Origin of the sequence: Pseudomonas sp. Hp2, from assembly GCF_006386585.1 — a bacterium.
GTDB classification, from domain to species: Bacteria; Pseudomonadota; Gammaproteobacteria; order Xanthomonadales; family Xanthomonadaceae; genus Pseudomonas_S; species Pseudomonas_S boreopolis.
The window spans coordinates 483,640-509,765 of sequence record NZ_VAHJ01000001.1; the positions used below are offsets into that span (position 1 = coordinate 483,640).

The following is a 26,126-nucleotide window of genomic DNA, read 5'->3' on the forward strand; positions in this document are numbered from 1 at the left end:
TTCAAATTTGCAACAAGGAGAACCGGCGATGCAGAAAGTGACCAGGACCGTTGCCTTGCTGTTGGTCGCCCTCGCCGGCCTGTTGCTGGTCGTCGCGATCGCGATGGGCTTGCGCAAGCCGAAGCCGGCCGCGCCGGTCGCCACGGCGGCGTCCACGCAGCGCGGCGAGGTCGCGGTGGTGGTGGCGGCGCGGGATCTTCCCGCCGGCGTACCGATCACCACGGGCGACCTGCGCATGGCGCCGCTGGCGGCATTGCCGCCGGGCGGGTTTGCCAATGCCGCGCCGCTGATCGGCAAGGTGCCGGCCGTGGCGATCGGCAGCGGCACGCCGCTGACGAGCAACCAGTTGGCGGAGGGCCTGGCCCTCAACCTACAGCCGGGCGAGCGCGCGCTGGCGGTGCCCGTGGACGAACTGGCCGGCGTCGGCAATCGCATCGTCCCGGGCGACTACGTCGACGTCTTCCTCAGCCTCAAGGACAGGGAGCGCGGCCTGCAGCAACAGGAAGGCGATGATAGCCAGTCGCGCCTGCTGCTTTCGCACCTGCGGGTACTTGGCTACGGTACCCAGGACATCGATTCCGTTCCGCCGTCCACGGACGAAGCGGGATCCGACGCCTCCCAGCCCCCGGAAGGCAGCCGGGCGGCCAGCATCGCCAGCCGCAGCGGCGGCGGCACCTCCGGAAGCCAGGCAAGGGCCGCACAACCGCGCAGCGCGGTGCTGGCCGTCCCGGTCGAAGAGGCGAACCGGCTGCTGCTCGGTGCGCAAAGCGGCAAGCTGTTCCTCGCCTTGCGCCATCCCTCCGACCCCGGCCGGCCCGACGAAAGCCTGTTCCCACGCCCACGCAACGTGCTCACGCCGCGCCTGGACCTGGATCCGAGCCTGCGCGAGACCGCCTCGACGCCGGAGAACACTGCGTTCGCGGGCATCGACGGCGCGGCGCTGGCCGGTCGCAACACCGCGTCTCCGACTCGCGTGGCGGCTCCGCAGCAGCGCAGCATCCGCCGGCCCGCCGGCCCCTCTCTCGAAATCATCCGTGGCGGCCAGAGCGGCACGCTTTCTTCTCCCTGATCCGGTGCCCACATGAGCGAACGATCCCGCCGCATGCGTTCCATCCTCCGCCGTTGGCCCTTGGCAGCCATGCTCGCGCTGGCCTGCACCGGTGCCGCCGGCAACGAGGGCGCCGAACTGGTACTGCAGACGCACGAGCAGCGTCCCTGGAACCTGCCCGCCAACCTGGAACGCATCGCCATCGCCGATCCCGCCGTGGCCGACCTGGTGACCCTGAAGAACAAGCAACAGGTGCTGCTGGTGGGCAAGCAGCCGGGGCAGACCACCCTGCTGCTCTGGCAGCGCGGCAACGGCAGTCCGCAGCGCATCCAGGTGGCCGTGCGCAGCCCGGTGCAGCAGGAGCTGCTCGATGGCCGCGGCCCGGGACTTACCCTGGCCGGCGATAGCTCCCTACTCCAGGGCGATACCGACTCGGTGCTCTCGCACCAGCGGGCCTACAAGGCCGCCCAGGCTTCGGCCGGCGAGAAGGGAGCGATCAGCGACGTCTCCACCGTCGCCACCGGCGGCGTCGTCCAGGTCGAGGTGAAGGTCGTCGAGTTCAACAAGAGCGTGCTGCGCCAGATCGGCATCAACTTCAAGAACACCAACGGCGGCTTCAGCTATGGCATCACCTCGCCGAGCGGCAATTCCAGCAGTGGCGGCACCGGGGGCAGCGGCAATGCACTGTCGTCGGCGTTCAACCTGGTGGCCAGCTCGCTGACGCATGGCTGGGAAGCCAATATCGACCTGTTGCAGAGCAACGGCATGGCGCGGGTGCTGGCGGAACCGACGCTGGTCGCGCTATCGGGCCAGAGCGCCAGCTTCCTGGCCGGCGGCGAGTTGCCGATCCTGGAGCCGCAGGGGCTTGGCACCACGACGGTGACCTTCAAGCCGTTCGGCATCGGTCTCACGGTGACGCCCACCGTGCTTTCGGCCGACCGCATCGCCCTGAAGGTCGCCCCGGAAGCCAGCGACCTCAACTACAGCAATGGCGTCACCTACAACGGGGTTCAGGTGCCCTCCATCACCACCCGTCGTGCCGACACCACGGTCGAGCTGGGCGATGGCGAGAGCTTCGTGATCGGCGGCCTAGTCAGCAGCAATCTTACCTCTACGGTCAACAAGATTCCGCTGCTGGGCGACTTGCCGATCATCGGCTCCTTCTTCCGCAATCTGAACTACAGCCGGCAGGACAAGGAACTGGTGATCGTGGTGACGCCGCGGCTGGTGCGTCCGATCGCGCGCGGCGCCGAACTGCCGCTGCCGGGCGAACGCGAATCCAAACCCAACATGCCGGTCTGGGGGGCGTGGCTGACGCACCCGGCCGGGTCCGACCAATTGCCAGGTTTTTCCCGTTGAGTAGCGAGGAACCCCATCCGCCCATGTCGAAGGTAACGGCCATGCAGCAGGTCCGCAGCGCAGCCGGTCAGGCGGTGCGCGTGCTGCTGTACGCCCCCGACAATCGCTATAGCGCGCGCCTGGCCGCGAAGCTGGCCGGCTTCGGCGACCTCCAGTGGGAAGACAGCCGCGACATCGCCCCGGCGATGCTGGCGGCACAGCAGGCAAGCTGGCGCCTGGTGCTCCTGGACTATTCCAATACCAACGCCAACTACTCGTCGGAACTCACCGTCCAACTGCGCTCGTTGATGCCAGCCCTGCCGGTGGTGGCGGTCGGCCTCGCCAATGCCGACCATGCGCCGACCGTCCTCGCCGCATTGCGCGCGGGCGTGAGCGATTTCATCGACATCGAGAGCCCCGCCGAGGAAATCCAGACGACCCTGAAACGGGTACTGGCGCAACCGGCCACGGCACGCGTGCCGGTCGCGGCCGAGCCGGCGCCGGTACCGCAGCCCAAGGGCCGGCTGGTCGTGCTGCTGGGCAGCCGGCCCGGTGTCGGCACCACCACCCTTGCCACCCAACTGAGCGTGTTGCTGCAACGACCGGCGGATGCTCCCGGCGACAACGAAAGCACGGAGGCGCGCCGCCTCCTGCTCGACCTGGGCATTCCCAGCGGCGATGCCGCGCTCTACCTCAATACCGACGTCACCTTCCACTACGAAGACGCCCTGCGCAATCTCGGCAGGATCGACGCCACCTTGGCGCGCACGGCGCTTGCCCACCACGCGAGCGGGCTGGCGCTGCTGGGTCATCCCACCGGCATCCAGCCGCCGGCCCATGACCCCAGCATGCTGCTGGACCGGCTGCGCAGCGTGTTTGGCCTGGTGCTGTGCGACCTCGGCGGGTTGGCACCGCAGCAACTGCCCAGCGGGCTGCTGCACGCCGCCGCCGAGACCTGGCTGCTCACCGATCAGAGCATCGGCGCCCTGGTTTCGCTCGACCACCTCCTCAAGGAACTGGAACAGCGAGGGCTCCGCAACGAGCGCCTGCAGTTGCTGGTCAATCGCTACGACGACAGCCACGGCATCAGCGCGCCCCAGCTCGCCGCGCGCTTCGGGCTGTCGCTGCTGGCCACCTTGCCGGATCGCGCTCGCGCCCTGCACGCCTGCGCGGCCGAAGGCAAACTGCTCTCCGAACAAGCGCCCAACGACCCTTACATCCGGGCCCTCGCGCCGTTGGTGCGCCGGCTCGATCCCGCCGCAGTGCCGGCACAGCCGGTCGGCCTTCATCAACGCCTCGTTCGCGGCCTGAGTGGCAATCTATGGAAAACAAAGTAACCGTGCTCAATTCCGGTGGTGCGACGGTAGCGGTCGCCGCTCCCGCCGAGCCGCAGCCGTTCGAACAGTCCGAGCAGTTCCAGGGCGTGCTGTCGGCCGCGCACGAGCACCTGCTCAATCGCATCGAGGACGAACGCATCGATATCGATGCCTGGGCGCCGGACACCATCGCCAAGTACGTGCGCTCGCATACCGCCAGCTTCGTGCAGGAGTGGCGCATCCCGGTCAACGAGCAGGAAATGGAGCAGGTCGCCACGGCCCTGCACAAGGAGCTGACCGGCTTCGGGCCCCTGGAGGATCTCCTGCTCGATCCGACGATCGAGGACATCCTCATCAACAGCTACAAGGACGTCCATATCTCCCAGGGCGGCGTGCTGAGGCGCGCACAGCAACGCTTCAGCGACGATCGCCACCTGCTGCGGATCCTGCGCCGCATCCTGGCCCCGCTGGGCCGGCGCCTGGACGAATCCAATCCGATGGTCGACGCGCGCCTGCCCAACGGCGGCCGCCTCAACGCGATCATCCCGCCCTTGGCCGTGGACGGGCCGATGGTGTCGATCCGCAAGTTCCGCAAGGATCCGTTCACGCCGGACGAACTGCTCGCCAAGGGCACCTTCGACAAGCCCATGCATGCGTTGTTCAATGCCATGGTCCTGGGCCGGTGCAACATCCTGATCTCCGGCGGCACCAGTTCCGGCAAGACCTCGCTGCTCAACGCGCTCGCCAGCTTCATCCCGCACGACGAGCGGGTGGTCACCATCGAGGACACCGCCGAACTGTCGCTCAACCATCCGCACGTGGTGCGACTGGAGAGCCGGCTCGGCGGTCCTGACGGCAGCGGCGCGGTCAGCATCCGCGACCTGGTGCGCAACAGCTTGCGCATGCGCCCGGACCGCATCGTGGTCGGCGAGGTACGCGGCGCCGAGGTGCTGGAAATGCTGCAGGCCATGAACACCGGCCACGACGGCTCGATGGCCACCATCCATGCCAACTCGCCGCGCGATTGCCTCTACCGCATGGAAATGCTGGCGGGTTTCGCCGGCTTCCAGGGCAGCGAGGAAAGCCTGCGCCGCCAGATCGCCAGCGCGGTGGACTTCATCGTGCAGATCGCGCGCCTGGGCGGTGGCCGGCGCGTGATCGTGTCGATCACCGAGGTCACCGGCGTGACCGACAACCTGATCACCACCCAGGAACTGTTCCGCCACGAGAACTGGTACGACGCCAACAACGTCGAGCGCGACCGCTGGGTCGGGCTCGGCTTCCATCCGCATTGCCACAAGCTGGAGCCGTTCCGCCAGTTCCTGCGCAATGCCGCGACGGAGGACTTCCAGTGACCGCGGCCCTGGTACTGCTGAGCGTCGCCCTGCTGTGCCTCGCCGGCGGTATCGAGCTGTGGTGGAACACCACGGCCCGGCAGCGCCAGCGCGCGGCGGCCAGCCACGTGGAAAACCGGCTCGGCAACGTCCAGCCGCAGGGCGCCGCCGCTCCGGGCATGGCGGCGCCCTCGCGTCCCGGCGCGCTCGCACCACAACAGGCCTTGCCGGCATGGCGCGCCCTCCTGCGGCGCGCCAACTTGCGCGACAGCATCTCCACCCTCGTATTGTTGGCCGTGCCCGGCCTGGTCCTGGCCCTGCTGACCTGGCTGCGCCTGCATTCGCTGGGCTTCGCCATGCTCGCGCTGGTGCTGTACGCCCTGGTGGCAACCCTGTGGATCCGGCGGCGCATCGAGCGCCAGCGCAAGCAACTGCTGCGCCAGTTGCCCGACTTCCTCGAGAACATGGTGCGCCTGGCAGGCGTGGGCAACAGCCTGTCCATGGCGTTCCAGACCGCCACGGCGCAGGTGGTGCCGCCGTTGCGCCCGTTGCTGGACAACGCGTTGGTCTACACGCGTGGCGGCCTGGACCTCGACCGCGCCCTGCAACACGCCGCACGCCCCTATCGCCTGCCTGAGATCGAGACGCTGGCCGTGGTACTGGGCACCAGCCTGCGCATCGGCGGCCGCAGCGACCAGATCCTGCAGCGCATGAGCGACTTCCTGCGCGATCTCGAGCAGGTGCAGCAGGAATTGATCGCCACCACGTCCGAAACCCGCATGTCGGCCTGGGTGATCGGCTTGCTGCCCCCCACTTGCGCGCTGTTGATGGCCTTGTTCAGCCCTGCGTTCTTCCAGCCCATGCTGGAGCAGTCCTTCGGCCACAAGCTGCTGCTCGGCGCGCTGGGACTCGAGGTGCTCGGGGCGTTCCTGCTGTACCGCATGGCGAAGTCGCTATGACATCGATGGCTAGGGAGAGTCCATGAACCTGCTCGCCTCCGCCGTGTTCCTGTTCGCCCTGGCGCTGCTGTTGTTCGCCATCGACCTGCTGTTGCGCGGCCGCCGCGCGGAACAGGCCGAGCGCGCCCTGCAGCAGGCGCTGCAAGGCCAGCGCGAGCAGGCGCAGGCAGACAGCGCGTCGCGCACTCCTGTCCAGCGCCTGCTCGACAAGGTGACCTTGCTCGGCCAGCGCCTCGAGGGTAGCCGCCTGCATGCGTGGTTGCTGGCACCGGAAGACCGCCTGTTGCTGGAACAGGTTGGCTGGAACACCCGCAACGGCACGGCGGCATTCCTCGGCCTCCGGCTGCTGCTTGCCTTGCTCTTACCCATATTGGCGTTGCTTGTTCTCCAACCCAAAGGCAATCATGTCCCGATCTTGATCGTGGCTGCGTTGGCAATCGGCGTACTGCTCCCAAAGATCGTTCTACGCAATTGGGCTGCGCGTTTGCGCAAGCGCGCCAGCGACGAGCTACCGCTGTTGATCGACCTGTTGCGGCTACTGCAGGGCGTGGGCTTCAGCGTCGACCAGAGCCTGCAGATGCTCGGCGACAAGCTGCGCGACGCGCTGCCATTGCTCGGCGGAGAATTGAACGAGGCCAATACCGCCTACACGCGTGGCCGCAGCCGGGCGCAGTCGCTGCGCCGCATCGGCGAATCGTTCGGCAACGAGGACCTGCACAGCCTGGTGCAGATGCTGGTGCAAGTGCACCAGCACGGCGGCGCCATGCAGGAACCCTTGCGCCAGTTCGGCATGCGCCTGCGCGAGCAGCGCCGCATGCAACTCAAGGAGAAGGTGGGCAAGCTGTCGGTGAAGATGACCATGGTCATGATGCTGACTTTGCTGCCGGCACTGATGTTGGTGCTGGGTGGCCCCGCTCTGCTCGCACTTGTAAGGGCAGTTGCGAGGATGGGCTCATGAGAATATTGGCTCCAGCCATCGCCATCTGCCTGCTGGCTGCCTGCGCGCACGGCGGCTACATGCGCCCACCCGTGGCTGCCGAGACCTTGTCCGAGCCATCGCCGCAGGACGATCGCGGCATGTACCTCGAGCTGATCCGGAGGATGCAGCGCGAGGGTGCCTACTACGCATCGCTTGCGCACATCGACGCCTACCGCAAGCGCTTCCCCGACACGCCGGTCCTGCGCTCGCTGCAGGCCGAGGCGCTGCGCCGCACCGGCCGCGGCGACGAAGCCGCCGAGATCTACCGAGGCCTGCTCAAGGGTCCGGAAGCCGCCGCCGCCTGGCATGGGCTGGGCCTGATCGCGGCGACCCAGGAGCGCAGCGGCGATGCCGAGTTCGCCTTGGCGAAGGCAGTGGAACTGGATCCGCTCAATGTCGACTACCTGGGCGACCTGGGATTCAACCGCCTGCGCAACGGCCAGGCCGAGGAGGCCCGAGCACCATTGGCGCAAGCCGCGGAACTGGCCCCGGGCGATCCGCGCGCCGCAGCCAACCTGGCGCTGTGGATGCTGCTGCACGGGCAGGCATCCCAGGCCGAGGCGATCATGCGCCAGGCCACCTTGCCGGATGCCACCCGCAACGAGGTCTATCGCTTGGCCGGCAACCTCCGCAACGCCCGGCCACGGCCGGCACCCGGCGCGGCGCCCGGTGTCGCCAGTACCCCGCCCTCTTCCGTACCCGCCACGGCCGCGCCGCCACGCCCGGGCATCGTCGCACCGCCTTCGATGCTCGAACGCTTCGGCAGTCCCAATTCCCCCTCTTCGGAGACCACCCCGTGACCGCACCGAACTCCTGGCGCCTGCCGATCGCCGTCATCCTGGCCCTGTTCGCCTGCGGTGCCGGGGCCCAGCAGCAACAGCGCCGGCTGACCGATACCCTGCCCGAAACGCCCGCGACGGCGGCAGCCACCACGACCACGGAGCCGCTGCGGGCGCCCGATGCCGGCCCTGCCACGCCACTGCCGCCGCAAACCTCGCCGTTCGCCGATGCCGCGCCCCCGGCTCCGGTGGCCGCCTCCACGCGTCCGGCGCGACACGAGATCGGCGATGCCACCCGCGCCCTGCTGCGGTTGCAGGCCGAAGGCACCTACGCCGGCCGCTCGCTCCCGATCCTCGGCGACCAGGCCAGCCGCAGCTACAAGCGCTACCTGGACAGCTTCGACTACCCGATCCCCGAGCACTTCGAACAGACCGTCCGCAACAACAATCAAACCCAGTAAGCCGCCATGTCCACCTCGATCCGGCCATCGTCGTCCACATCGCCAAGCAGTCCGCGCGCGATCGAGGGGCAGCGAGGCGCCGCCGCGGTCACCATCCTGCTGCTGATGCTGTCGCTGGTCGCGATGCTGGGGCTGGTGGAGGTCGGTTATCTCTATTGGACCAAGCGCGACCTGCAGAAGGTCGCCGATCTTGCAGCGCTGGCGGGCGCTGGCCGGCTGGACCAGTGTAATGCCGCTAACGATAGCAATGCTGCAGCTCTTGGCAACGCTAGGATCGACAATGCCTTCGATGGCTCCCTACAAGTCTCATGTGGCCACTGGAATCCGGAGGATCCAACCGCTCTCGACCACTTCTATGTCGCCAGCGCTTCCGCCCCCGTCAACGCAGTCAAGGTGATCGCCTCTCGCCCGGCTGTTCCATTCTTCGGACAGGCGTTCAAGTCCGATGAATTAACTCTGTCCGCCTCAGCTGTTGCCACCAATGCAGAGCCGATTGCCGCTTTCTCGATCGGCTCCTCACTATTGGAGTTGAACACTGATGACAGCGCCCTGGCCCCTTTGTTGAATAGCGCGCTGGGCACACAGTTAGGACTGCGACTACTCAGCAGCGAAGGTATCGCCGGAGCGAAGATCAAGCTGCTCGACGTTTTACCTGGCGTACTGCCAGCGGGTGTGGACCTAAATGCCGCCACACTCGACGATGTGCTCGATTCGGAAATCTCGGTCGGCGATCTATTGGATGCAACTGTCGGCGTACTGGCCGAAAACAATGAACTGGTCGGGGTCGTGCTAGACGCAATCAACACGGAAGTTGCCCGCGTCAAGGCTGTATTAGGCGATGTCACGATCAAGCTTCGCGACATCCTCAACGTGTCGGCCAACACCTCCAATCCTCGCAGCGCCCTCGACGCAGACGTCGGCGTCGGCGATCTAATCAGTGTTACCCTGCAAGCGGCAAATCGCGAGCATGCATTGGACTTGGGTACCGCGATAAACCTGGGATCACTCGCCACGATCGCCCTCAAGCTGGCCGTAGTTGAGCCACCGAAGATCGCAATCGGCGCACCTGGCGTCACTGCCCATACCGCTCAGACGCGCTTGAAGCTAGACCTGAAATTACTCAATGCCACTAACAGCAGCGACGGCACCATCATCGACCTAAACATTCTGGGACTCGCCCGCATCACTCTTGGTGCCCCGGCAGGCCAGACACTTTCTCTTCCGATCAATCTAGAGCTGGCCTCGGGGACCGCCACGCTGGAAGACATCCGCTGTTATCAGTCCCCTAACCCGCTCACCCACCGGGTCGACCTCTCCGCCGCACCGGGCATTGCCAATGTTTTCGTGGGCAACCTGGATAAGGCCTTCACCAATACCAGGTCTAGTTGGAGCGAAGTAGTAGATGCAGCCATTGCCGACGGCTCCGCCTTCGCCAACCTTTTATCGCTCAAGCTAAAGGTGAACCTTCTTCTGGACATCATCCCGGTCGCCGATACGACCATTGCGTTGCGCGCCTACGCCAACGTCCCCGCCAATGCCGAGGCAAATCCGCAATCGGTAACTTTCGCTGCCATTGATCCAGAAACGCCGGTCTCCGACCAACATCTTCAAGCCGACATCAGCTCAAACCAGGACATTCTCGCAAGTGTCAGCAGAGGACTGCTGACACCCGGTAACATTACTCTGGACGAGAAAGTCATCCGGGATTTGCGCATCCTCGGGATTCAAGCCAATTTGCTATCCAATATCGTGAATGGGCTGCTCGGCGCACTCAACGTCCTAGTAAGCTGGCTCGTCGGGCTGCTTGGCAGCATTCTGACCCCGGTCTTTTCTCTGCTCGACCAACTGGTGCTCGGCCCATTGCTTGGGCTACTCGGCATTGATGTCGGCAATGCACAAGTCCGGCTCTTGGATGTACGGTGCAATGGCAACGTCCGGCTGGTGTATTGAGGGAATCTGCCCCCTATCAGCAGCTTCCAAGTAACAAGCCCGGTCGCCCTCCGCCGCGCAATGTCCATGCTAGACTCGCCCGGCGACGTGCAGTCGCACACGGGGACCCGTCCAGGCTCGACATGCAGGAATCAAAGGGGATGACGCATCGTACTTATATCGCGGCCGGCTGGCTTGCCCTCACCTTGCTGGTCACCACCGCTTGCACGCCCATTGCCTCCGCCGCCCGTGGGCAACAGCGCAGCGTAGCGCCGCCACCGGCCACGACGGCTCCGGCCCAGCCCCCGGAGAGCACCGTCGGCAATACCGCGGCCGAACTGCGCCGGCTGATGGACGCCCAGCAGCTGACCGAGTTGCGTACCACTTATAACGGCAACTACGGCGCCAGCCTGCTGTTCCACGCCGATTCGCTGCACTACTACGTTGCGCTGTTCCACGACAAGGAGTTCTGGCGCGTCATCCGCACCGATTCGGTCGAGAACGCCGAGCAGCTCTATCGCACCTTCGCCGACCAGACCCAGCAGCTGGCCCAGGTCTACATCGACACGATCCGCCTGGAAGCCGGCAAGCGCTATACCGAGCGCATGGTCTCGCTCAACGAGCGGCGCCTGCAGGGCATGCAGCAGGAAATCGAGCAGCAGCGCCAGCAGGCGATGCAGGTCAGCGCGTCGATCGAGGCCAACAAGCAGCAGGCGGTATCGCTGAGCAGCGAGCTGCGTGCCAGCAATTCGCAGTTGGAGGCGATCAACCAGCGCATCCAGGCGCTGCAGGCGCAGCAGGTTAAGCCCGACCTGGAGCTGCCGCCGGTCAACACGCCGCCGGCACCGAGCCCGACGCCGGCAGCGGCGGACACGCCATAGGATCCAGGGGCCGCTTCGCAGGGCGGAGCGGCCCTACCCTGCGCCCGCCGCCTCCGTGCACGCATGCCCTGCCACCTCCAGGGGAAGGTGGCGCCGGGCACGCTGGAATCCATTTTTGGCATCCATCGCGCCTCCGCGCGCCGCCCCGCGGGCCGGCAACGGCGAGGGGTAAGCGGGCCATGGCTTGAGTCGGGGGGCTTTCGCCACCATAAAGCGGATTTCGCCGCTACCGAAACGAGCCCCATGTCCGACACGCCCTACGTATTCGACGCCACGACCGAGACCTTCGAGACCGAGGTCCTGCAAAAATCGCTGCAGGTGCCGGTGCTGGTGGACTTCTGGGCCACCTGGTGCGGCCCGTGCAAGACGCTGGGGCCGATCCTGGAGAAGCTGGCGGCCGAGTATCGCGGCGCTTTCGAACTGGCCAAGGTCGACGTGGACAAGGAGCAGCAGATCGCCGCGGCCTTCCAGATCCGTTCGGTGCCGACCGTGTTCCTGGTCAAGGGCGGCCAGTTGGTCGATGGCTTCCCCGGCGCGCTGCCGGAAGGCCAGCTGCGCGAATTCCTCGCCCAGCACGGGATCGTCCCGGCCGAAGCTGGCGACGAGGCGGCGGTGCCGGAAGCTCCGCTCGATCCGCATGCCGAAGTCGCGCGGCTGCGCGAGGCGATCGCCGCCGCCCCCGACAAGGAGGAGCTCAAGCTCGACCTGGCGCTCGCGTTGCTGAAGACCGGCGACACCGCCGAGGCCGGCCAGCTGATCGATGCGTTGCCTGCCAATCTCGCCACCGATGACCGGGCCCTGCGCGCCAAGGCGCGCCTGGGCTTTGCCGGGGTCCTGAAGGACGCTCCGCCCGCCGATGCGCTGCAGGCCGCCATTTCGGCGAACGGCGCCGACCTGCGCGCGCGCCACCTGCTCGGCGTGCGCCTGTTGCTGGACGGCCAGGACGAAGCGGCCCTGGAACAGTTCCTGGAAATGCTGCGCCAGGACCGCGGTTTCGACGACGGGCTGCCGCGCAAGGCGCTGATCGACGCATTCCGGGTGATCGAAGACGAGGACCTGGTGGGCCGTTACCGTCGGAAGATGTCCTCGCTGCTGTTCTGAGCCGGCGTCGTCCAGCCCCTCCCCCGGCGGGGAGGGGCCCGGGGGCGGGATATGCGGGGACACCGGGATATGCCGCATAATTGGGCGCACTGCGTCACATTATTGAACGCGGAATCGACCGCGGTTGCTCCACCCCACGGCTAAAGGACGGCACGAAGCCGACGCGCTTCCCACCGGCCTGCGGTCCTGCGTCTTCGAGGAAACTGTGCCGCCTTTGTCTTTGCTCTCCCGCCGCCAGTCGCGTTTCCCGTGGAGCCAAGCGGTCCGCTGCCTTTTGCTCTGTCTTCTTGCGATGTCGATGCCGGTCCAGGCCGCGGACTGGAACTACCGCGTGCGCCCGGGAGACACGCTGTGGGACCTCAGCGCGCGCTATCTCAAGCCGGACGTCCCCTGGCAGCGCCTGGGCAGCTTCAATGCGGTCGCCGACCCGTACGCGCTGCCGCCCGGCCGTACCCTGCGCTTCCCGATCCCATGGCTGCGGGTGCAACCGGCGCCGGCGCGGCTGATCGCGGTACGCGGCGGCGTCCAGGTGCTGACCGGGCACGTCGTGCTGCCGGCCACGACCGGCATGCCGTTGCAGATCGGTGCGCAACTGCAAACCGGCCCCGATGCCAGCGCCACCGTCGAGTTCGCCGACGGTTCGCAGATGCAGCTGCGCGAGAGCACTCGCGTGCGGTTCGACCGGATGAGCCGGTACGGCGCCACGGGCATGGTCGACACCGAGGTGCGCCTGGAGACCGGGCGGCTCCTCAACGAGGTCGCCCCGGCCCGCGGCCCCGCCTCGCGATACATCATCGATACGCCCAATGGCAGCAGCAGCGTGCGCGGTACCCGTTTCCGCGTCGCCGCGGGTGCGGACGACGGGCGTGGCGCGACCGAGGTGCTGCATGGCGTGGTGCAGGTCGAGAGCGGCAAGGCCCAGCGCCTGCTGCGCCCCGGGCAGGCCGCGCGACAGGGGGCTGCGAGCGCGCCGCAGCAGGAACCGCTGCTGCCGGCCCCGGTCTTCGACGCCGCCGCGAGCCGGCTGGACACGCCGCCGTTCCGGCTGGCCTGGGCACCGGTGCCGGGCGCCAGCGGATACCGCATCGAGGCGGTCGAAGCCGAGCGCCCGCAGGTGTTGCGCTATGCCCGCGAGACCACGCAGCCTTCGTTGCAGCTCGACGGGCTGGAACCGGGCCAATACCGGTTGCTGGTCCGCGCCATCACCGATTACGGCATCGAGGGCGAGGACGCCGTCCACGCGCTCGACGTGGCGGCCACCCCGACGCCGCCCCTGACCATTGCCCCGCTCGCCGACGCGCAAGTCCACCAGCCGCAACCGCGCTTCGAATGGACCCGCCATCCGGACGCCGCCGCGACGCGGCTGCAGGTCGCGCACGATGAAGCCTTCGCCGACCTGGTGTTCGAACAGGACGTCAAGGGCGTGCGCGCCCGCGCGCCGCAACCGTTGCCGCCCGGCAACTATTACTGGCGCGTGGCCTCGCGCGCCGCGGAAGGCCACCTGGGGCCGTTCGGCCAGCCCTTGGCCTTGCAGGTCAGCGACGCCCCGGTCGACCCGGGGCTGGCGCCTGAGAACGAAAAGGGACGCCTGACCTTGCGCTGGCAGGCCGGCGCCCCGGGCCAGCGCTATCGCGTGCAGCTCGCCCGCAAGCCGGATTTCGCGCGACCAAAGCTGGACGAAGTGGTCGACCAGCCGCAGGTCAGCCTGAAGCGGCCATGGGGTGGCACCTGGTACGTGCGCGTGCAGACCCTCGACGACGATGGCTACGCCGCACCGTTCTCCGAGCCGCAGCAGATCGCGCTGCGCTGCTACACCTGCTACGGCATCGCCGGCGGCAGCCTGCTGTTGCTCTTGGCGTTGTAGCGATGTCGCGCTTGCGCTGGACGCTGGTCGCCGCCGCCACGCTGGTCGCCGGCGCGCTGTCCTGGTCCGGGTTGTCGTGGCGGCAGGACAGGCAGATCCAGGACATGGCGGTGCGCAACTGGCCGGTGCCGCCCGATCCGAGACTGGCGATCATCGCGATCGACGACCGCAGCCTGCAGGCGCTGGGAAGCTGGCCTTGGCCGCGCGCGGTGCACGCGCGCCTGGTGGACCAGCTGAGCGCGGCCGGCGCCAATGCGGTGGCACTGGATCTCGTGTTCAGCGAGCCCGACAGCCGCGCCCCGGACGACGACCGCACGCTGGGCACAGCGATCGCCCGCAACGGGCGCATCTGTCTGCCGGTGATCCCTAGCATGGACGCGGCCCTCCCGCCGCAGGAACTGCTGCCCACGCCCACCGTTGCGGCCGGCACCCATTGTTTCGGGCATACCGACCTGGAGCGCGACGCCGACGGCGTGACCCGGGGCGTGTACCTGCGCGCGGGGCTCGGCGATGCCCACTGGCCCGCGCTCGGCGCCACCCTGGCCGGAGTCGAGCCGCCGCCTCCCGGGCTGCGCTCGAACATCCCGGGCGATGGCACCGCCTATCGCTGGCACCGCGACGCCTATGCAGGCATCCGCTATGCCGGCCCTCCCGGCACCTTTCCCACGTTTTCCTACATCGACGTGATCGAAGGCCGGGTGCCTTCGAACCTGTTGCGCGGCCGCAACGTCATCGTCGGCGTGACCGCCAGCGGCCTCGGCCCGCGGTTCCTGACCCCCATGTCGCAGCAGACCTGGATGAGCGGGGCGGAAGTCCAGGCCAATGTCGCCTCGATGCTGCTGCAGTCCAAGGCAGTCACTCCACTGCCTCCCACGCTGCGGATGCTGCTGGCGGCGTTCCTGGCCGCCGCGGGCGCCTGGGTCGCCACCCTGCCTGCGCAACGCCGGCGCGGCTGGGTGGCTGCCCCGGTCGTCGCCCTCGGCGGCATCGCCCTGGCCGGCCTGCTCCTGCTGCTGGGCGCCGAACGCGGGACCGCGATCGCACCGGCCATGATCACCACGGCCGCGGTCTTCGCGGCATGGCTCGGCATCCACCTGCACCACTGGCGGACCCTGGCCGAACGCGACCCGCTGACCGGGCTCGCCAACCGCCGCGGCTTCGAAACCGCGTTCGCCCGCGAATTCGAGGCCGCCCGTCGAAGCGGGAAACCGCTGGCCCTGATCCTCATCGACGTCGATCACTTCAAGCAGGTCAACGACCGGCTCGGCCACCCGACCGGCGACCTGGTATTGCGCGGCATCGCCGGGGCCGCGCGCGCGCATGCCCGGCGCGCGCGCGACCTGGCCGCACGCCTGGGCGGCGACGAGTTCGCCCTGCTGTTGCCGGAGACGCCGCGGGAAAAGGCCTGCCAGTGCGCCGAGCACCTGCTCGCCCATGTCCATGAACTGCACGCCGCCGATCCGCGGCATCCGCCCGCCATCACCGTGACGCTCGGAGTGCACAGCGCGGTCCCCGGGAACCCCGACCAGAGCACCCAGGGCTTCTTCGCCCAGGCCGACGCGGCCTTGTACCGGGCCAAGGAAGGGGGGCGCGACGGCTACGCCGCCAGCGCGCGCCCCTGACCACCATACCCATGCGAATGGTAAGCTCCGTCTTTTGTGATCCATGGAGCTGCGCATGAAGGCAGGGTTGCTCAGATTCGGTCTCAACCTGTGGCCGCCGTTCCTGTTCACCGGCATCCACGTGACCACCCTGGCCGAGGACTATCGCCATGCCCGGGTCGAGCTGCGCATGCGCCCGTGGAACCGCAATTACGTGCGTACCCACTTCGGCGGCAGCCTGTTCGCGATGACCGACCCGTTCTGGATGCTGCTGGTGATGCACAACGTCGGCCGCGACTACTACGTCTGGGACAAGGCCGGGACCATCGAGTTCGTCAAGCCCGGGCGCGGCACGGTCGTGGCCGAGTTCCGGCTGGACGATGCGTTGCTGGAAGAGATCCGCGCCGCCACCGCCGGCGGCGAGAAGTACCTGCGCTGGTTCGAGAACGAGGTGACCGACGCCCAGGGCGACGTGGTCGCGCGCGTGCGCAAGCAGTTGTACGTCAAACGCAAACCTGCGCGAACCTAGAGCGCCAGGCTCTGCTTCTTGTGGGTGCGGCTCCCGCCGCGATGGGGTTTTACCGGTAAAGCCCCATCGCGGCTGAAGCCGCTCCCACAAAAGCCGCACCCACAGGAACCACTCCTGCAATCCATCCCGCGCGATCCATCCCGCGCGTGCCAGCCGATCCGGAAGCCGGACTTCGCTGTACCGCAGCCCGCGGCTCGCTCACAATCGGCCGATCCCGTCCTGGATACGCCGATGCCCGCCACCCGCCTTGCCCTGGCCTGCGCCGCCCTGCTCGCCTGTACCTGCGCCGATGCCGCCACGCCCTATCGCAGCGCCCAGCAGATCCTCGACGCCTCGCCCGCTTCGGCCTGGCGCACGCTGGATCCGGCGCGCACGCTGTACATGGAACTGGACGCCGGGCGGGTGATCATCGAGCTGGCGCCGGAGTTCGCGCCGGAGCATGTCGCCAACATCCGCACGCTGGCGCACGAGCGCTTCTGGGATGGGCTGAGCATCTATCGCGCGCAGGACAACTTCGTCGTGCAGTTCGGCGATCCGGACGGGGAAGAACCCGGCAAGGCCAAGTCGCTGGGCAGCGCCAGGACCCACCTGCCCGCCGAGTTCCATCGTCCCGCCGCCGGGCTGGCCTTCGACCGCCTGCCCGACAGCGACGGCTGGGCGCCGGAGGTGGGCTTCGTCGCCGGCTTTCCCGCCGCGCGCGACCCGAAGAAGGGCACCGCCTGGCTGGCGCACTGCTACGGCATGCTGGGCGCCGGCCGCAACAACGCCGACGACAGCAGCATCGGCGCCGAACTGTACGTGGTGATCGGCCAGTCGCCGCGCCAGCTCGACGACAACATCACCGTGGTCGGGCGCGTGGTCCAGGGCATGGAACTGCTCAGCACGATCCGGCGCGGCCCGCCGCCGATGGGCTTCTACGAGGATCCCGCGCAGCGCACGCCGATCCGCGCGATCCGCCTGGCCAGCGAGGTGCCCGAAACCGAGCGCACGCCCCTGCAGGTGCTGCGCACCGACAGCCAGACCTTCCGCGACGCGACCGAGGCGCGCCGCAACCGCGTCGACGACTTCTACAAGCGTCCGGCCGGGCACATCGACCTGTGCAACGTACCGGTCCCGGTGCGTGCGCCAACGAAAGGTTGATCGCGCAGAGATACCGATCGACCGGGAACCCGGTTTTTCCCTTCTCCCGCTTGCGGGGGAAGGTGCCGGGGGTGGATGGGGGAATGTGCACCGGCCAAAGCGGCCCTCATCCGGCGCTTTGCGCCACCTTCTCCCGCGAGCGGGAGAAGGAAATGCGCCTGCAGCCCCGAGGGCAAGCGGCCCGTTGGAGAAACGAGCCGGAGAACACCTGCTTTTCCCTTCTCCCGCTTGCGGGGGAAGGTGCCCGCAGGGCGGATGGGGGAATGTGCACCGGCCAAAGGCCCTCATCCGGCGCTTTGCGCCATCTTCTCCCGCAAGCGGGAGAAGGAAGTGCGCTTGCAGCCCGGGTAGCAAGCGGCCAGCTGGAGAAACGAGCCGGAGAAACACCGGCTTTTCCCTTCTCCCGCTTGCGAGGGAAGGTGCCCGGAGGGCGGATGGGGGAATGTGCACCGGCCAAAGGCCCTCATCCGGCGCTTTGCGCCACCTCCTCCCGCGAGCGGGAGAAGGAAATGCGTTTGCAGCCCCGAGGGCAAGCGGCCCGTTGGAGAAACGAGCCGGAGAAACACCTGCTTTTCCCTTCTCCCGCTCGCGGGGGAAGGTGCCCGGAGATGTGGATGGGGGAATGTGTACCGGCCAAAGCGGCCTCATCCGGCGCTTTGCGCCATCTTCTCCCGCAAGCGGGAGAAGGAAGTGCGCTTGCAGCCGGGTAGCAAGCAGCCAGTTGGAGAAACGAGCCGAAGAAACACCGGCTTTTCCCTTCTCCCGCTTGCGGGGGAAGGTGCCCGCAGGGCGGATGGGGGAATGTGCTCCGGCCAAAGCGGCCTCATCCGGCGCTTTGCGCGACCTCACCTCGCGAGCGGGAGAAATGCGCTTGCAGCCCGGGGAGCAAGCGGCCCGTTGGAGAAACGAGCTGGAGAAACAAGCGCGGATCTTAATCCCTCGCGCGGCGGCGACCCGGCTCGGTCGCATGCAGGAAGCGGGTGAACGAGTCGCGGGGGCGGTCGATGCCGCATTCGGCCAGCACCATGCCGACATTGCCGCGGTGGTAGGTCCCATGCGCCAGGACATGGAACAGGATCTCCTCGCGCGTCATGGTGCCGCTGTCGCCGTCGGTGAAGATGAAGGCGATGGATTCGTGCAGCGACTGCCTGTCGAGCCTGCCGACGTAATCCCGGTACCAGGCGTCGGACTCGGCGACCTGCTCGCGCAGTCGTTCGACCGTGGGCGTCTCCGGGGTGTTCGTGTCCTGGAAGCCATGCCGTGCACCGCTCAGGTGCGCGGCGAAGATGCGGTCCACCACATGGGTATGGTTGACCAGGCGGATGGCGAGCTTGCGCTGCTCCGGATATCTCGAGGCATCGATCCGCGCGAGCGCGTCGAGTATCTCCGCGTTGGCCCACGCCTTGTATGCGAACTGCCTTTCCATGCGACTGCCCGGCCTCTCGTCCGGCTCAACGCGCGCGCTGGCTGACCGCCACGCTGCCCAGGATCAGCACGCCGGCCAGCAGCATCGTCCAGGTCAGCGGCTCGTCGAGGATCAACCAGGCCAACAGCGCGCCGAACACCGGGATCAGGTAGGTCACGGTCGAAGCGCGGGCCGGGCCGATGCGATGGATCAGGCGGTAGTACAGCAGGTACGCCAGGCCGGTGCAGACCACGCCGAGCGCCACCGCGCACGCCCAGGCGCGCGCCGGGACCGCCGCTTCCGGCCAGTGCGACCAGGCCAGCGGCGACAGCAACAGCGCGCTCGCGCTCAGCGTGGCCGCGGCCGACGCGGCCGGCGGCAGGTCCGCCATGTGCCGCTTCACCAGGTTGTAGCCGATCCCGTACAGCAGCGACGCGGTGGCGCCGGCCAGCGCGGCCGGGCCGACGCTCAGGCCGCCCGCCTTGCCGGTGGCCAGCACGACCACCCCGGCGAAGCCGACCAGCAAGGCGCCGGCGCGGCGCGCGCCGATCTTCTCGCCGAAGAACAGGAACGCCACCAGGGCGGTGAACAGCACCGTCATCGCATTGCAGATCGCCCCGATCGCCGCCGGCGCGCGCTCGGCTCCCCAGGCGAACAGCAGGAACGGCAGCACCGAGTTGAGCACGCCGATCCCGGCCAGCACCGGCCAGCGCCGCAGCGGGAAGCGCTGGCGCGCCAGCCACAGGAACGGCAGCAGCACCAGCGCGCCCAGCGTCAACCGCAGCTCGACCAGCGCGAACGGCCCGAACGCCGGCGCCGCCACCCGCATGAACAGGAACGAACAGCCCCAGACCACGCCGAGGAACAGCAGCTCGACCGGCGTCCGCCAATCGCGGCTCGCCGCCAGCGTCGCCGCCACCGCCTCGCCCTGCGCGCCGCTCATGGCGACACCGCCTTGGCAGGCGCTGCGGAAGGACAAGGCACGACGGCGGACGACACGGCACGCATGGCAGGAACCCGGTGGGAGAGGATGCGAGCATCCACCTCGGACCCGCCGGCCACAAGCGAGTAGTATCGCGGCGAGCCACAAATCTCACTCACGTCTCGATGAAGCTCCGCCCGACCCTGCTGCCTGCGCTCGGCGTGTTCGCTGCGGCGGCCCGCCACCAGAACTTCGCGCATGCCGCCGAAGAACTGCACCTCACCGCCAGCGCGGTCAGCCATCACGTGCGCAAGCTGGAAACGCTGCTCGGCACGACGCTGTTCCAACGCCACGCGCGCGGCGTCAAGCTCACTCCCGAGGGCCGGCAACTGGCCGACGCCGCCAGCGCCGCGCTCAACGACATCGCCGCGGTGGCCGGCAACCTGCATCCGCGCCCGGACGCCGCGCCGCTGCGCATCACCACGCTGCGCTCGCTGTCGTACTGCTGGCTGCTGCCGCGGCTGCCGCGCTTCTGCCAGGCGCACCCGCATATCCGCCTCGAGGTGCAGACCGACAGCGCATTCTCGCGCTTCGAGGAAGGCGGCCCGGACCTGGGCATCCGCTATGGCGAAGGCGCCTGGCCGGGACTCACCGCCCATCACCTGATGGACGAGGAACTGTTCCCGGTGGCCTCGCCCGCCCTGCCCCAGGTCGCCGGGCTGCGCGGCGCGCGCGACGTGGCGGCGCTGACGCTGCTCACCGACCTGTCGCCGCAGGGCTGGCGCGACTGGTTCCGCGCCGCGGGCGTGCACGGCCTGGAGCTGCCGCCGATGCACAGCTTCAACGACAGCACCGACGTGATGCGCGCGGCCGTGTACGGCATCGGCGCGGCGCTGGCGCGCAAGCACATCGCCCAGCCGTACCTGCAGCGCCATGAGCTGGTACGCCTGCCGGGACCGGTCCTGCGCGCCCGGCCCTCGTACTACATCGTCTACCCCACGCACCGCGCACCGAGCCCGGCCGCGGCGCTGTTCATCGACTGGCTCAAGCGCGAGGCCGGCGACGAACGCACGCCGATGCCGGCCTTGCCGGCCGACCTGGCGGGATTGCCGGCCACCGGCAGCGGACGGACGCGCGAACGCAGGCGCCCGCCCCGCGCGGGCCCAGGCGCGTGACATCGACACGCCGGACTGCCCTGCATCCGCGCGCCATCACCTCGCGTTGCCCGCGGCCCGCCTAGGCTGGACGTCCCTCACCACGGAGCGACGACCATGCCGACACTACGCCTTCGGATCACCGGCAGCGAAGACGACGCCCGCGCCATCGGCAACCTGTTGCTGAGCCTGGACGGCATCGAGCACGTCGAGGAAGTGGACGACCTGATGTCCCACCTGGACGACGACGACTCCAGTTCGGCCGGACTGCCCGACGACGAAGGCCCCGGCACCCACGAGATCGAAGTGGAAGCCGGCAACGACGCCACTGCGCAGAAGGTGCGCGATGCGGTTGAAGAGCTGGCACGGGAACTGGACGTGTTCGTCGAATTCGAAGAGGACGAAGGCTGAGGCAGCAGCAGTTGTTGCTGTTGCCCGTGATCTTGCATTGGATCGGGGTGGCCCCTCCTCGCGCGGCGTGCGCCAACCTTGTATGGACTGCGAGCGTCACTGAGGCGCGGCCCCTCCGAAGCGGCGGAGTCGGCGGGAAAAACCCGAAGGGCGATGTGCATGGCTGCACGTCGTTTTTCGCCGCGGCAGGGCGGAAAAAGGCGAAGCACCGCTTCGCTCCCGGCGGGCGGGCATTCGCCGGGCGGCGCCGCTCCTGCGGCGCGCGTGCACAAGCGAAGAAAAGTGACTGACCGAAGGCGAAAGCCTTTGCCTTGATTGCCAAAGACCCCAAAGCCAAGAGCAACGTCCCTGGATCCCCGCCTTCGCGGGGATGACGATAGATGGATAATGGGGGTCGGATGGATGGCGAAAAAATCCCGGGATGATCAGCCATGACCAGCCACATTCGGCTGTCATGAAGCACTTCGGCTGCTGAAAGCACTCCTGCGTTCGCGGGAATGGCGATGGCAAGGATCCCAAGGCCTCACTCGTACCCTCATCCGCTCCTTCGGAGTACCTCGCTTCGCGCGCTGGACGCTCAGGCGCGTGCGAGCCAGTGGCTCGCGGGCCACACGTCTTCGCCCCAAGAAGAGGACCTCACGCCACCCTTTACCGGCCGGCAATAGCGAGAACCACGTGGATGGGATGGGCTCCACGGGAAGCGCAAACCTCCCATCCACATGGCCAATCTGTCACGCGCCGCGCTTGCGCCGCCTGCGCCACCACCCGCGCAACACCGCCAACAACACCACCACCACGATCGCGACCGGCGCCAATCCCGCCACCGCACGCACCAGGAACGCCACGCTCCCCGCGAAGATCCGGCCGCTTTCCGCGAACGCTTCGCCGATCTCGCTGCGTCCCTGCTCCCCGCCGGTGGCGCGATAAGCGATCGTGACCTTCTGCGTATCGATACGACGGCGCTGCTGCGCCGCCTCGCGCTGCGCCGCTTCCGCGGAGGCCTCGATCTCGGCCAGCCGCTGCGAGATCGCGAGCAGGTCGGCCACCTTCAGGTCGCCGCGCTGCTGGAATTCGAGCAGGCGCGCATGCTCCTTCTGCAACCGCTCCTGCGTCATCCGGTTGTCGGCGACCTGCTGGGCCAGGTCCTCCGCGCGCGTGCTGCGCGAGGCCAGTTCGCCGCCCTCTCCGGCCAGCTTCAGGATCGGTTCGACCCCGGCCGGCGCGATCCGCAGCTCGATGTCGCCGCTCGCGTAGGGCCCGCCCTGCTGCGACACCGACAGCACCGCGCAATCGCCGAAGCGCGCCTGCTGGCAGGCCTGCTGCACCGCATCGATGCGCTTGGGGATCTCCGCCGCCGGCACGCGCACCTGCACGTCCGTCTCGTAGGCGAGGAAGGTCCCTTCGGGCGCCTGCAGCATCTTGGCCGAGGCCGCCGGCGCCGCTGGCGCGATGGCGGCAAAACTCTCCGCCGCGGAACCTTCGCCGCCCTGGCGGCTGCAGCCCACCGCGACCAGCGCCGCGGCGGCGAGGCCGAGCATGCGCAGGGTCACAGGCGCGCTCCGTCGATCGGCACCACCTTCAGCGTGGACAGGTCCACCTCCGGCAGGCAGCGCACGTTCACCGCCACCATCCGCTCGCCGGTGCGAGGATCGGTGCCCTCGCTGAAAGGCGCGATGCCGCATACGGTGCAATGGTGGTGATCGATGTGATGGTGGTTGAACCGGTAGGTGGCCAGCCCGGCCGGATCGCCGTGCAGGGACAACGATGCGTGCGGACCGAACCACAGCAGGCCGCCGCGGCGCCTGCACATGGAGCAATTGCAGTCGTAGACCTCGGCGATGGCCGGCTCGGCCTCCAGGTCGAACGCGACCGCCCCGCAATGACAGCTGCCTGCGTACTTCATGTGCGTACCCTCCCTTGGAAAGCGCCAGTTTAGAGCGAGCGACGGCCCGTGGGACGGGACGCGACGAGCCGGCCCGATGGACCCGGCCCCATCCAACGGCAGGGGTGCCCGGGCGGCGGGCGCCGTATGCTGGGGGTTTCGTCCACCCAAGGTCATCCCATGCGCAAGCATCTGCTCGCCGCCGCCCTGCTCGCCGCCCTCGCCGGCTGCCAGCAGGCCGAATCCCCGTCGTCCGCCTCGTCCTCCGCCGCCAGCGCCACGGCCAGCCCGGCCGCCGACCCGGCCGTGGACGCCCGCTTCGCCGAGCTGTCGAAGAAGGCGCTCGACACCTGGATGCAGCTCTCGCCGGTCAACGCCACCCAGATCGGCGACCATCGCTTCGACACGCAGATCGACGACCTCAGCGCGGCCGGCCGGCAGAAGAGCCTGGGCGCCGGCAAGGCCCTGCTGGCCGAGCTGGACGCGATCGACGTCGCCAGGCTCTCGCGCGAGAACCAGGTCGATGCGGCGATCCTGCGCAACCAGCTGCAGTCGGACATCTGGGGCACCGAGACGCTGCAGAGCTGGGCCTGGGACCCGCAGCTCTACAACGGCCTGGCCGGCAGCGCGATCTACGGCCTGATGGCGCGCGAGTTCGCGCCGCTGCCCGAGCGCATCAAGTCCGCCACCGAGCGCATGGAGAAGATCCCGCAGGTCTTCGCCCAGGCCCGCGAGAACCTGGACCCGGCGCGCGTGCCGAAGATCCACGCCGAGACCGTCGCCAAGCAGAACAAGGGCATCCTCTCCATCGTCGACGCCTTCATCACCCCGCACCTGGGCGAACTGGCGCCGGCCGATGCCGAACGCACCCGCGCCGCGATCGAGACGCTGAAGAAGGCGGTCGCCGAGCAGCAGGAATGGCTGGACAAGACCCTGGTGCCGAACGCCAAGGGCGATTTCCGCATCGGCGCGGAGAAGTACGACCAGAAGCTGAAGTTCGCGCTGCTGTCCTCGCTCTCGCGCGCCGACATCAAGCAGCGCGCCGAGTCCGAACTCAAGCGCGTGCGCGAGGAGATGTACGGGATCGCCCGCACCGTGCTGAAGGACAAGCCCGGCGCCCCGGCCCTGCCGGACGCGCCCAGCGACGAGCAGCAGCAGAAGGCCATCGAGGCCGCGCTGGAGCTGGCCTACGCCGAGCGCCCGGCGCGCGACAAGGTGGTCGAGGACGCCAAGGCCTCGCTGAAGTCGGCCACCGACTTCGTGCGCGCGCACGACCTGGTGACGCTGCCGGACGCGCCTGTGGACGTGATCCTGATGCCGGAGTTCCAGCGCGGCGTCGCGGTCGCCTACTGCGACTCGCCCGGCCCGCTCGACAAGAACCTGAAGACCTTCTACGCGATCTCGCCGATCCCGGACGACTGGTCGCAGGCGCAGGTCGATTCGTTCCTGCGCGAGTACAACTCGCGGATGATCCACCTGCTGTCGATCCACGAAGGCATCCCCGGCCACTACCTGGAAGGCTGGCACTCGGCCAAGTTCCCCTCCACGCTGCGCGGCGTGCTGCGCTCGGGGATGTTCGCCGAGGGCTGGGCGGTCTACACCGAGCGGATGATGCAGGAGCAGGGCTACCTGGACAACGACCCGCTGTTCCACCTGGTGCAGCTGAAGTTCTACCTGCGCACCATCGCCAACGCGATCCTCGACCAGGGCGTGCACGTGGACGGCTGGAGCCGCGAGCAGGCGATGCACCTGATGACCCACGACGCGTTCCAGCAGGAGAGCGAGGCGGCCGGCAAATGGGTGCGCGCGCAGCTGTCCTCGGCGCAGCTGCCGACCTACTTCGTCGGCGTGCAGGAACACCTGGACATGCGCAAGGCGGTGCAGGAGAAGCTGGGCGACAAGTTCGACCTCAAGGCCTACCACGACCAGGTGCTGTCGTACGGCGCGCCGCCGGTGCGCTTCGTGCGCGAGCTGATGCTGGACCAGCCGATCGAGTGACCGGCAACGGAAGTGCCCGGCCGGGCCGGGCACTTCCTGGAATCCAGGCTCTAGGCCACCCGCACGACGAGCTTGCCGAAGTTGCGCCCCTGGAGCAGCCCGGCGAACGCCGCAGGCGCCTGCTCCAGGCCATCGACGATGTCCTCGGTCGGGTGGATGAGGCCGGCCGCGATCCAGGCTTCCGCCTCGCGGCGGAACTCGGCGTGGCGCGTGGCGTAGTGGTCGAGGATGATGAAACCCTCCATGCGCACGCGCTTGCTCAGCACGGTCGCCAGCAGCCTGGCCGACCTGTCCGGCCCCGGCGCCTCGCCGGCCGCGTTGTAGTGGGCGATGAAACCGCACACCGGCACGCGCGCGCCGATGTTCAGCAGCGGCAGCACCGCCTCCAGCACCGCGCCGCCGACGTTCTCGAAGTACACGTCGATCCCCGACGGGCAGGCCGCGGCGAGCCGCTGCGCGAAGTCCTCGTCGTAGCGGTCCACGCAGGCATCGAAGCCGAGCGTCCCCACCGCATGCCGGCATTTGTCGGCACCGCCGGCGATGCCGACCACGCGCAGACCCTTCAGGCGGGCGATCTGCCCGACCATCGCCCCGACCGCGCCGGTGGCCGCGGCCACCACCACGGTGTCGCCCGGCCGCGGCTGCCCTATGTCGAGCAGGCCGACGTAGGCGGTGAAGCCGGGCATGCCAAGCGCGCCCAATGCCAACGACGGCCGCTCCATGTCGCCCAGGCGTTCCAGGCCGGTTCCGTCGGACAGCGCATAGTCCTGCCAGCCGGCCTGCGCCAGCACGAGCTGGCCCGCCTCGAAGCCGGGATGGCGCGATTCGACCACGCGGCTGACGGTGCCGCCGACCATCACCTCGCCCAGCGCCAGCGGCGGCGCATAGCCGGGCCCGATCTCGTCCATCAGGTTGCGCATGTACGGATCGAGCGAGAGATAGTGCGTGCGCAGCAGCACCTCGCCCTCCTCCGGCGACGGCACGGGCACCTGCTCGAGGCGGAAATCCCGGGCGCCCGGCAGGCCCTGCGGCCGCGCGGCGAGGACGATGCGGCGGTTGACCGGCGATCCCGCCGCGGAAGACGTGCTTTGCATC

The 26,126-nt window shown here is 68.5% G+C and carries 23 protein-coding genes; 18 read left to right on the forward strand and 5 right to left on the reverse strand.

The features are described 5' to 3' along the window. The first annotated feature begins 28 nt into the window (after positions 1-28). The 15 genes from cpaB to FD678_RS02005 all read left to right on the forward strand — a co-directional run bounded on the left by cpaB (position 29) and on the right by FD678_RS02005 (position 17,259). Positions 29-1,069, forward strand: coding sequence for a Flp pilus assembly protein CpaB (gene cpaB / locus FD678_RS01935; RefSeq protein WP_140718914.1), 1,041 nt, complete (start codon positions 29-31; stop codon positions 1,067-1,069). A 33-nt stretch (positions 1,070-1,102) separates the two neighbouring features. Further along, entirely contained in the window at positions 1,103-2,407 is a 1,305-nt protein-coding gene (locus FD678_RS01940; protein WP_218569439.1) for a type II and III secretion system protein family protein, read from the forward strand. 23 nt (positions 2,408-2,430) lie between these two features. Continuing rightward, positions 2,431-3,723 carry an AAA family ATPase gene (locus tag FD678_RS01945; protein ID WP_218569440.1) on the forward strand — a complete coding sequence of 431 codons (1,293 nt, stop codon included), beginning with the start codon at positions 2,431-2,433 and terminating at the stop codon, positions 3,721-3,723. Continuing rightward, a complete protein-coding gene (locus FD678_RS01950) occupies positions 3,708-5,057 on the forward strand; it encodes a CpaF family protein (protein ID WP_140718916.1) in 1,350 nt (449 codons plus the stop codon). The genes FD678_RS01945 and FD678_RS01950 overlap by 16 nt, the downstream gene beginning before the upstream one ends. Then, complete coding sequence (locus FD678_RS01955; RefSeq protein WP_140718917.1) at positions 5,054-5,995, forward strand: type II secretion system F family protein; 942 nt, start codon at positions 5,054-5,056, stop codon at positions 5,993-5,995. The genes FD678_RS01950 and FD678_RS01955 overlap by 4 nt, the downstream gene beginning before the upstream one ends. Before the next feature lie 22 nt (positions 5,996-6,017). After that, complete coding sequence (locus tag FD678_RS01960) at positions 6,018-6,953, forward strand: type II secretion system F family protein (RefSeq protein WP_140718918.1); 936 nt, start codon at positions 6,018-6,020, stop codon at positions 6,951-6,953. Continuing rightward, positions 6,950-7,774, forward strand: coding sequence for a tetratricopeptide repeat protein (locus tag FD678_RS01965; RefSeq protein WP_140718919.1), 825 nt, complete (start codon positions 6,950-6,952; stop codon positions 7,772-7,774). Before FD678_RS01960 ends, FD678_RS01965 begins: the two co-directional genes overlap by 4 nt. Continuing rightward, entirely contained in the window at positions 7,771-8,214 is a 444-nt protein-coding gene (locus FD678_RS01970; protein WP_140718920.1) for a DUF3613 domain-containing protein, read from the forward strand. Before FD678_RS01965 ends, FD678_RS01970 begins: the two co-directional genes overlap by 4 nt. A 6-nt stretch (positions 8,215-8,220) precedes the next feature. Then, positions 8,221-10,164: a TadG family pilus assembly protein gene (locus FD678_RS01975; protein WP_140718921.1), complete on the forward strand. Its 1,944-nt coding sequence runs from the start codon at positions 8,221-8,223 to the stop codon at positions 10,162-10,164. Between the two features lie 140 nt (positions 10,165-10,304). After that, positions 10,305-11,024 (forward strand): DUF2968 domain-containing protein, encoded by a 720-nt coding sequence (locus FD678_RS01980; protein ID WP_218569441.1) that lies wholly within the window; start codon positions 10,305-10,307, stop codon positions 11,022-11,024. 243 nt (positions 11,025-11,267) lie between these two features. Next, complete coding sequence (gene trxA / locus FD678_RS01985; protein WP_140718923.1) at positions 11,268-12,125, forward strand: thioredoxin; 858 nt, start codon at positions 11,268-11,270, stop codon at positions 12,123-12,125. A gap of 292 nt (positions 12,126-12,417) precedes the next feature. After that, positions 12,418-13,989 carry a FecR family protein gene (locus FD678_RS01990; protein ID WP_140718924.1) on the forward strand — a complete coding sequence of 524 codons (1,572 nt, stop codon included), beginning with the start codon at positions 12,418-12,420 and terminating at the stop codon, positions 13,987-13,989. 2 nt (positions 13,990-13,991) lie between these two features. Beyond that, entirely contained in the window at positions 13,992-15,611 is a 1,620-nt protein-coding gene (locus FD678_RS01995) for a CHASE2 domain-containing protein (protein ID WP_218569442.1), read from the forward strand. 55 nt (positions 15,612-15,666) lie between these two features. Next, positions 15,667-16,119, forward strand: a complete 453-nt coding sequence (locus tag FD678_RS02000) for a DUF4442 domain-containing protein (protein WP_140718925.1) — start codon at positions 15,667-15,669, stop codon at positions 16,117-16,119. A 231-nt stretch (positions 16,120-16,350) separates the two neighbouring features. Next, positions 16,351-17,259 (forward strand): peptidylprolyl isomerase, encoded by a 909-nt coding sequence (locus tag FD678_RS02005; RefSeq protein ID WP_140718926.1) that lies wholly within the window; start codon positions 16,351-16,353, stop codon positions 17,257-17,259. Between the two features lie 931 nt (positions 17,260-18,190). On the opposite strand, the gene FD678_RS02010 is transcribed toward FD678_RS02005, so the two are convergent. Both FD678_RS02010 and FD678_RS02015 read right to left on the reverse strand, forming a co-directional pair. After that, positions 18,191-18,685 (reverse strand): DinB family protein, encoded by a 495-nt coding sequence (locus FD678_RS02010; RefSeq protein ID WP_140718927.1) that lies wholly within the window; start codon positions 18,683-18,685, stop codon positions 18,191-18,193. A 25-nt stretch (positions 18,686-18,710) separates the two neighbouring features. Further along, on the reverse strand, positions 18,711-19,607 hold the full coding sequence (locus tag FD678_RS02015; RefSeq protein ID WP_140718928.1) for a DMT family transporter: 897 nt from the start codon (positions 19,605-19,607) through the stop codon (positions 18,711-18,713). A 164-nt stretch (positions 19,608-19,771) separates the two neighbouring features. On the opposite strand from FD678_RS02015, the gene FD678_RS02020 reads away from it, so the two are divergent. Next, positions 19,772-20,761 (forward strand): LysR substrate-binding domain-containing protein, encoded by a 990-nt coding sequence (locus FD678_RS02020; RefSeq protein WP_140718929.1) that lies wholly within the window; start codon positions 19,772-19,774, stop codon positions 20,759-20,761. Positions 20,762-20,857: 96 nt separating this feature from the next. Further along, positions 20,858-21,151, forward strand: a complete 294-nt coding sequence (locus FD678_RS02025; RefSeq protein ID WP_140718930.1) for a hypothetical protein — start codon at positions 20,858-20,860, stop codon at positions 21,149-21,151. A 731-nt stretch (positions 21,152-21,882) separates the two neighbouring features. On the opposite strand, the gene FD678_RS02030 is transcribed toward FD678_RS02025, so the two are convergent. After that, entirely contained in the window at positions 21,883-22,701 is an 819-nt protein-coding gene (locus FD678_RS02030) for a DUF4349 domain-containing protein (RefSeq protein WP_218569444.1), read from the reverse strand. Further along, positions 22,698-23,054, reverse strand: coding sequence for a GFA family protein (locus tag FD678_RS02035; RefSeq protein WP_140718931.1), 357 nt, complete (start codon positions 23,052-23,054; stop codon positions 22,698-22,700). Before FD678_RS02035 ends, FD678_RS02030 begins: the two co-directional genes overlap by 4 nt. 159 nt (positions 23,055-23,213) lie before the next feature. On the opposite strand from FD678_RS02035, the gene FD678_RS02040 reads away from it, so the two are divergent. Continuing rightward, positions 23,214-25,031, forward strand: coding sequence for a DUF885 domain-containing protein (locus FD678_RS02040; RefSeq protein WP_140718932.1), 1,818 nt, complete (start codon positions 23,214-23,216; stop codon positions 25,029-25,031). 50 nt (positions 25,032-25,081) lie between these two features. On the opposite strand, the gene FD678_RS02045 is transcribed toward FD678_RS02040, so the two are convergent. Beyond that, the gene (locus tag FD678_RS02045) at positions 25,082-26,125 is read right to left on the reverse strand and encodes an NADP-dependent oxidoreductase (RefSeq protein WP_140718933.1); all 1,044 of its coding nucleotides are present in this window, start codon (positions 26,123-26,125) and stop codon (positions 25,082-25,084) included. Between the last annotated feature and the right edge of the window lies 1 nt (position 26,126).

Bases quoted from the DNA above. Each gene is read 5' to 3' on its own strand.
- FD678_RS01990 (WP_140718924.1), top strand. From the start codon at position 12,418: ATGTCGATGCCGGTCCAGGCCGCGGACTGGAACTACCGCGTGCGCCCG.
- FD678_RS02005 (WP_140718926.1), top strand. From the start codon at position 16,351: ATGCCCGCCACCCGCCTTGCCCTGGCCTGCGCCGCCCTGCTCGCCTGT.
- FD678_RS02035 (WP_140718931.1), bottom strand. From the start codon at position 23,054: ATGAAGTACGCAGGCAGCTGTCATTGCGGGGCGGTCGCGTTCGACCTG.
- FD678_RS02015 (WP_140718928.1), bottom strand. From the start codon at position 19,607: ATGAGCGGCGCGCAGGGCGAGGCGGTGGCGGCGACGCTGGCGGCGAGC.
- FD678_RS02000 (WP_140718925.1), top strand. From the start codon at position 15,667: ATGAAGGCAGGGTTGCTCAGATTCGGTCTCAACCTGTGGCCGCCGTTC.
- FD678_RS02020 (WP_140718929.1), top strand. From the start codon at position 19,772: ATGAAGCTCCGCCCGACCCTGCTGCCTGCGCTCGGCGTGTTCGCTGCG.
- FD678_RS01950 (WP_140718916.1), top strand. From the start codon at position 3,708: ATGGAAAACAAAGTAACCGTGCTCAATTCCGGTGGTGCGACGGTAGCG.
- cpaB (WP_140718914.1), top strand. From the start codon at position 29: ATGCAGAAAGTGACCAGGACCGTTGCCTTGCTGTTGGTCGCCCTCGCC.
- FD678_RS01960 (WP_140718918.1), top strand. From the start codon at position 6,018: ATGAACCTGCTCGCCTCCGCCGTGTTCCTGTTCGCCCTGGCGCTGCTG.
- FD678_RS01995 (WP_218569442.1), top strand. From the start codon at position 13,992: ATGTCGCGCTTGCGCTGGACGCTGGTCGCCGCCGCCACGCTGGTCGCC.
- FD678_RS01965 (WP_140718919.1), top strand. From the start codon at position 6,950: ATGAGAATATTGGCTCCAGCCATCGCCATCTGCCTGCTGGCTGCCTGC.
- FD678_RS01980 (WP_218569441.1), top strand. From the start codon at position 10,305: ATGACGCATCGTACTTATATCGCGGCCGGCTGGCTTGCCCTCACCTTG.
- FD678_RS02010 (WP_140718927.1), bottom strand. From the start codon at position 18,685: ATGGAAAGGCAGTTCGCATACAAGGCGTGGGCCAACGCGGAGATACTC.
- FD678_RS01940 (WP_218569439.1), top strand. From the start codon at position 1,103: ATGCGTTCCATCCTCCGCCGTTGGCCCTTGGCAGCCATGCTCGCGCTG.
- FD678_RS01945 (WP_218569440.1), top strand. From the start codon at position 2,431: ATGTCGAAGGTAACGGCCATGCAGCAGGTCCGCAGCGCAGCCGGTCAG.
- trxA (WP_140718923.1), top strand. From the start codon at position 11,268: ATGTCCGACACGCCCTACGTATTCGACGCCACGACCGAGACCTTCGAG.
- FD678_RS02045 (WP_140718933.1), bottom strand. From the start codon at position 26,125: ATGCAAAGCACGTCTTCCGCGGCGGGATCGCCGGTCAACCGCCGCATC.
- FD678_RS01975 (WP_140718921.1), top strand. From the start codon at position 8,221: ATGTCCACCTCGATCCGGCCATCGTCGTCCACATCGCCAAGCAGTCCG.
- FD678_RS02025 (WP_140718930.1), top strand. From the start codon at position 20,858: ATGCCGACACTACGCCTTCGGATCACCGGCAGCGAAGACGACGCCCGC.
- FD678_RS02040 (WP_140718932.1), top strand. From the start codon at position 23,214: ATGCGCAAGCATCTGCTCGCCGCCGCCCTGCTCGCCGCCCTCGCCGGC.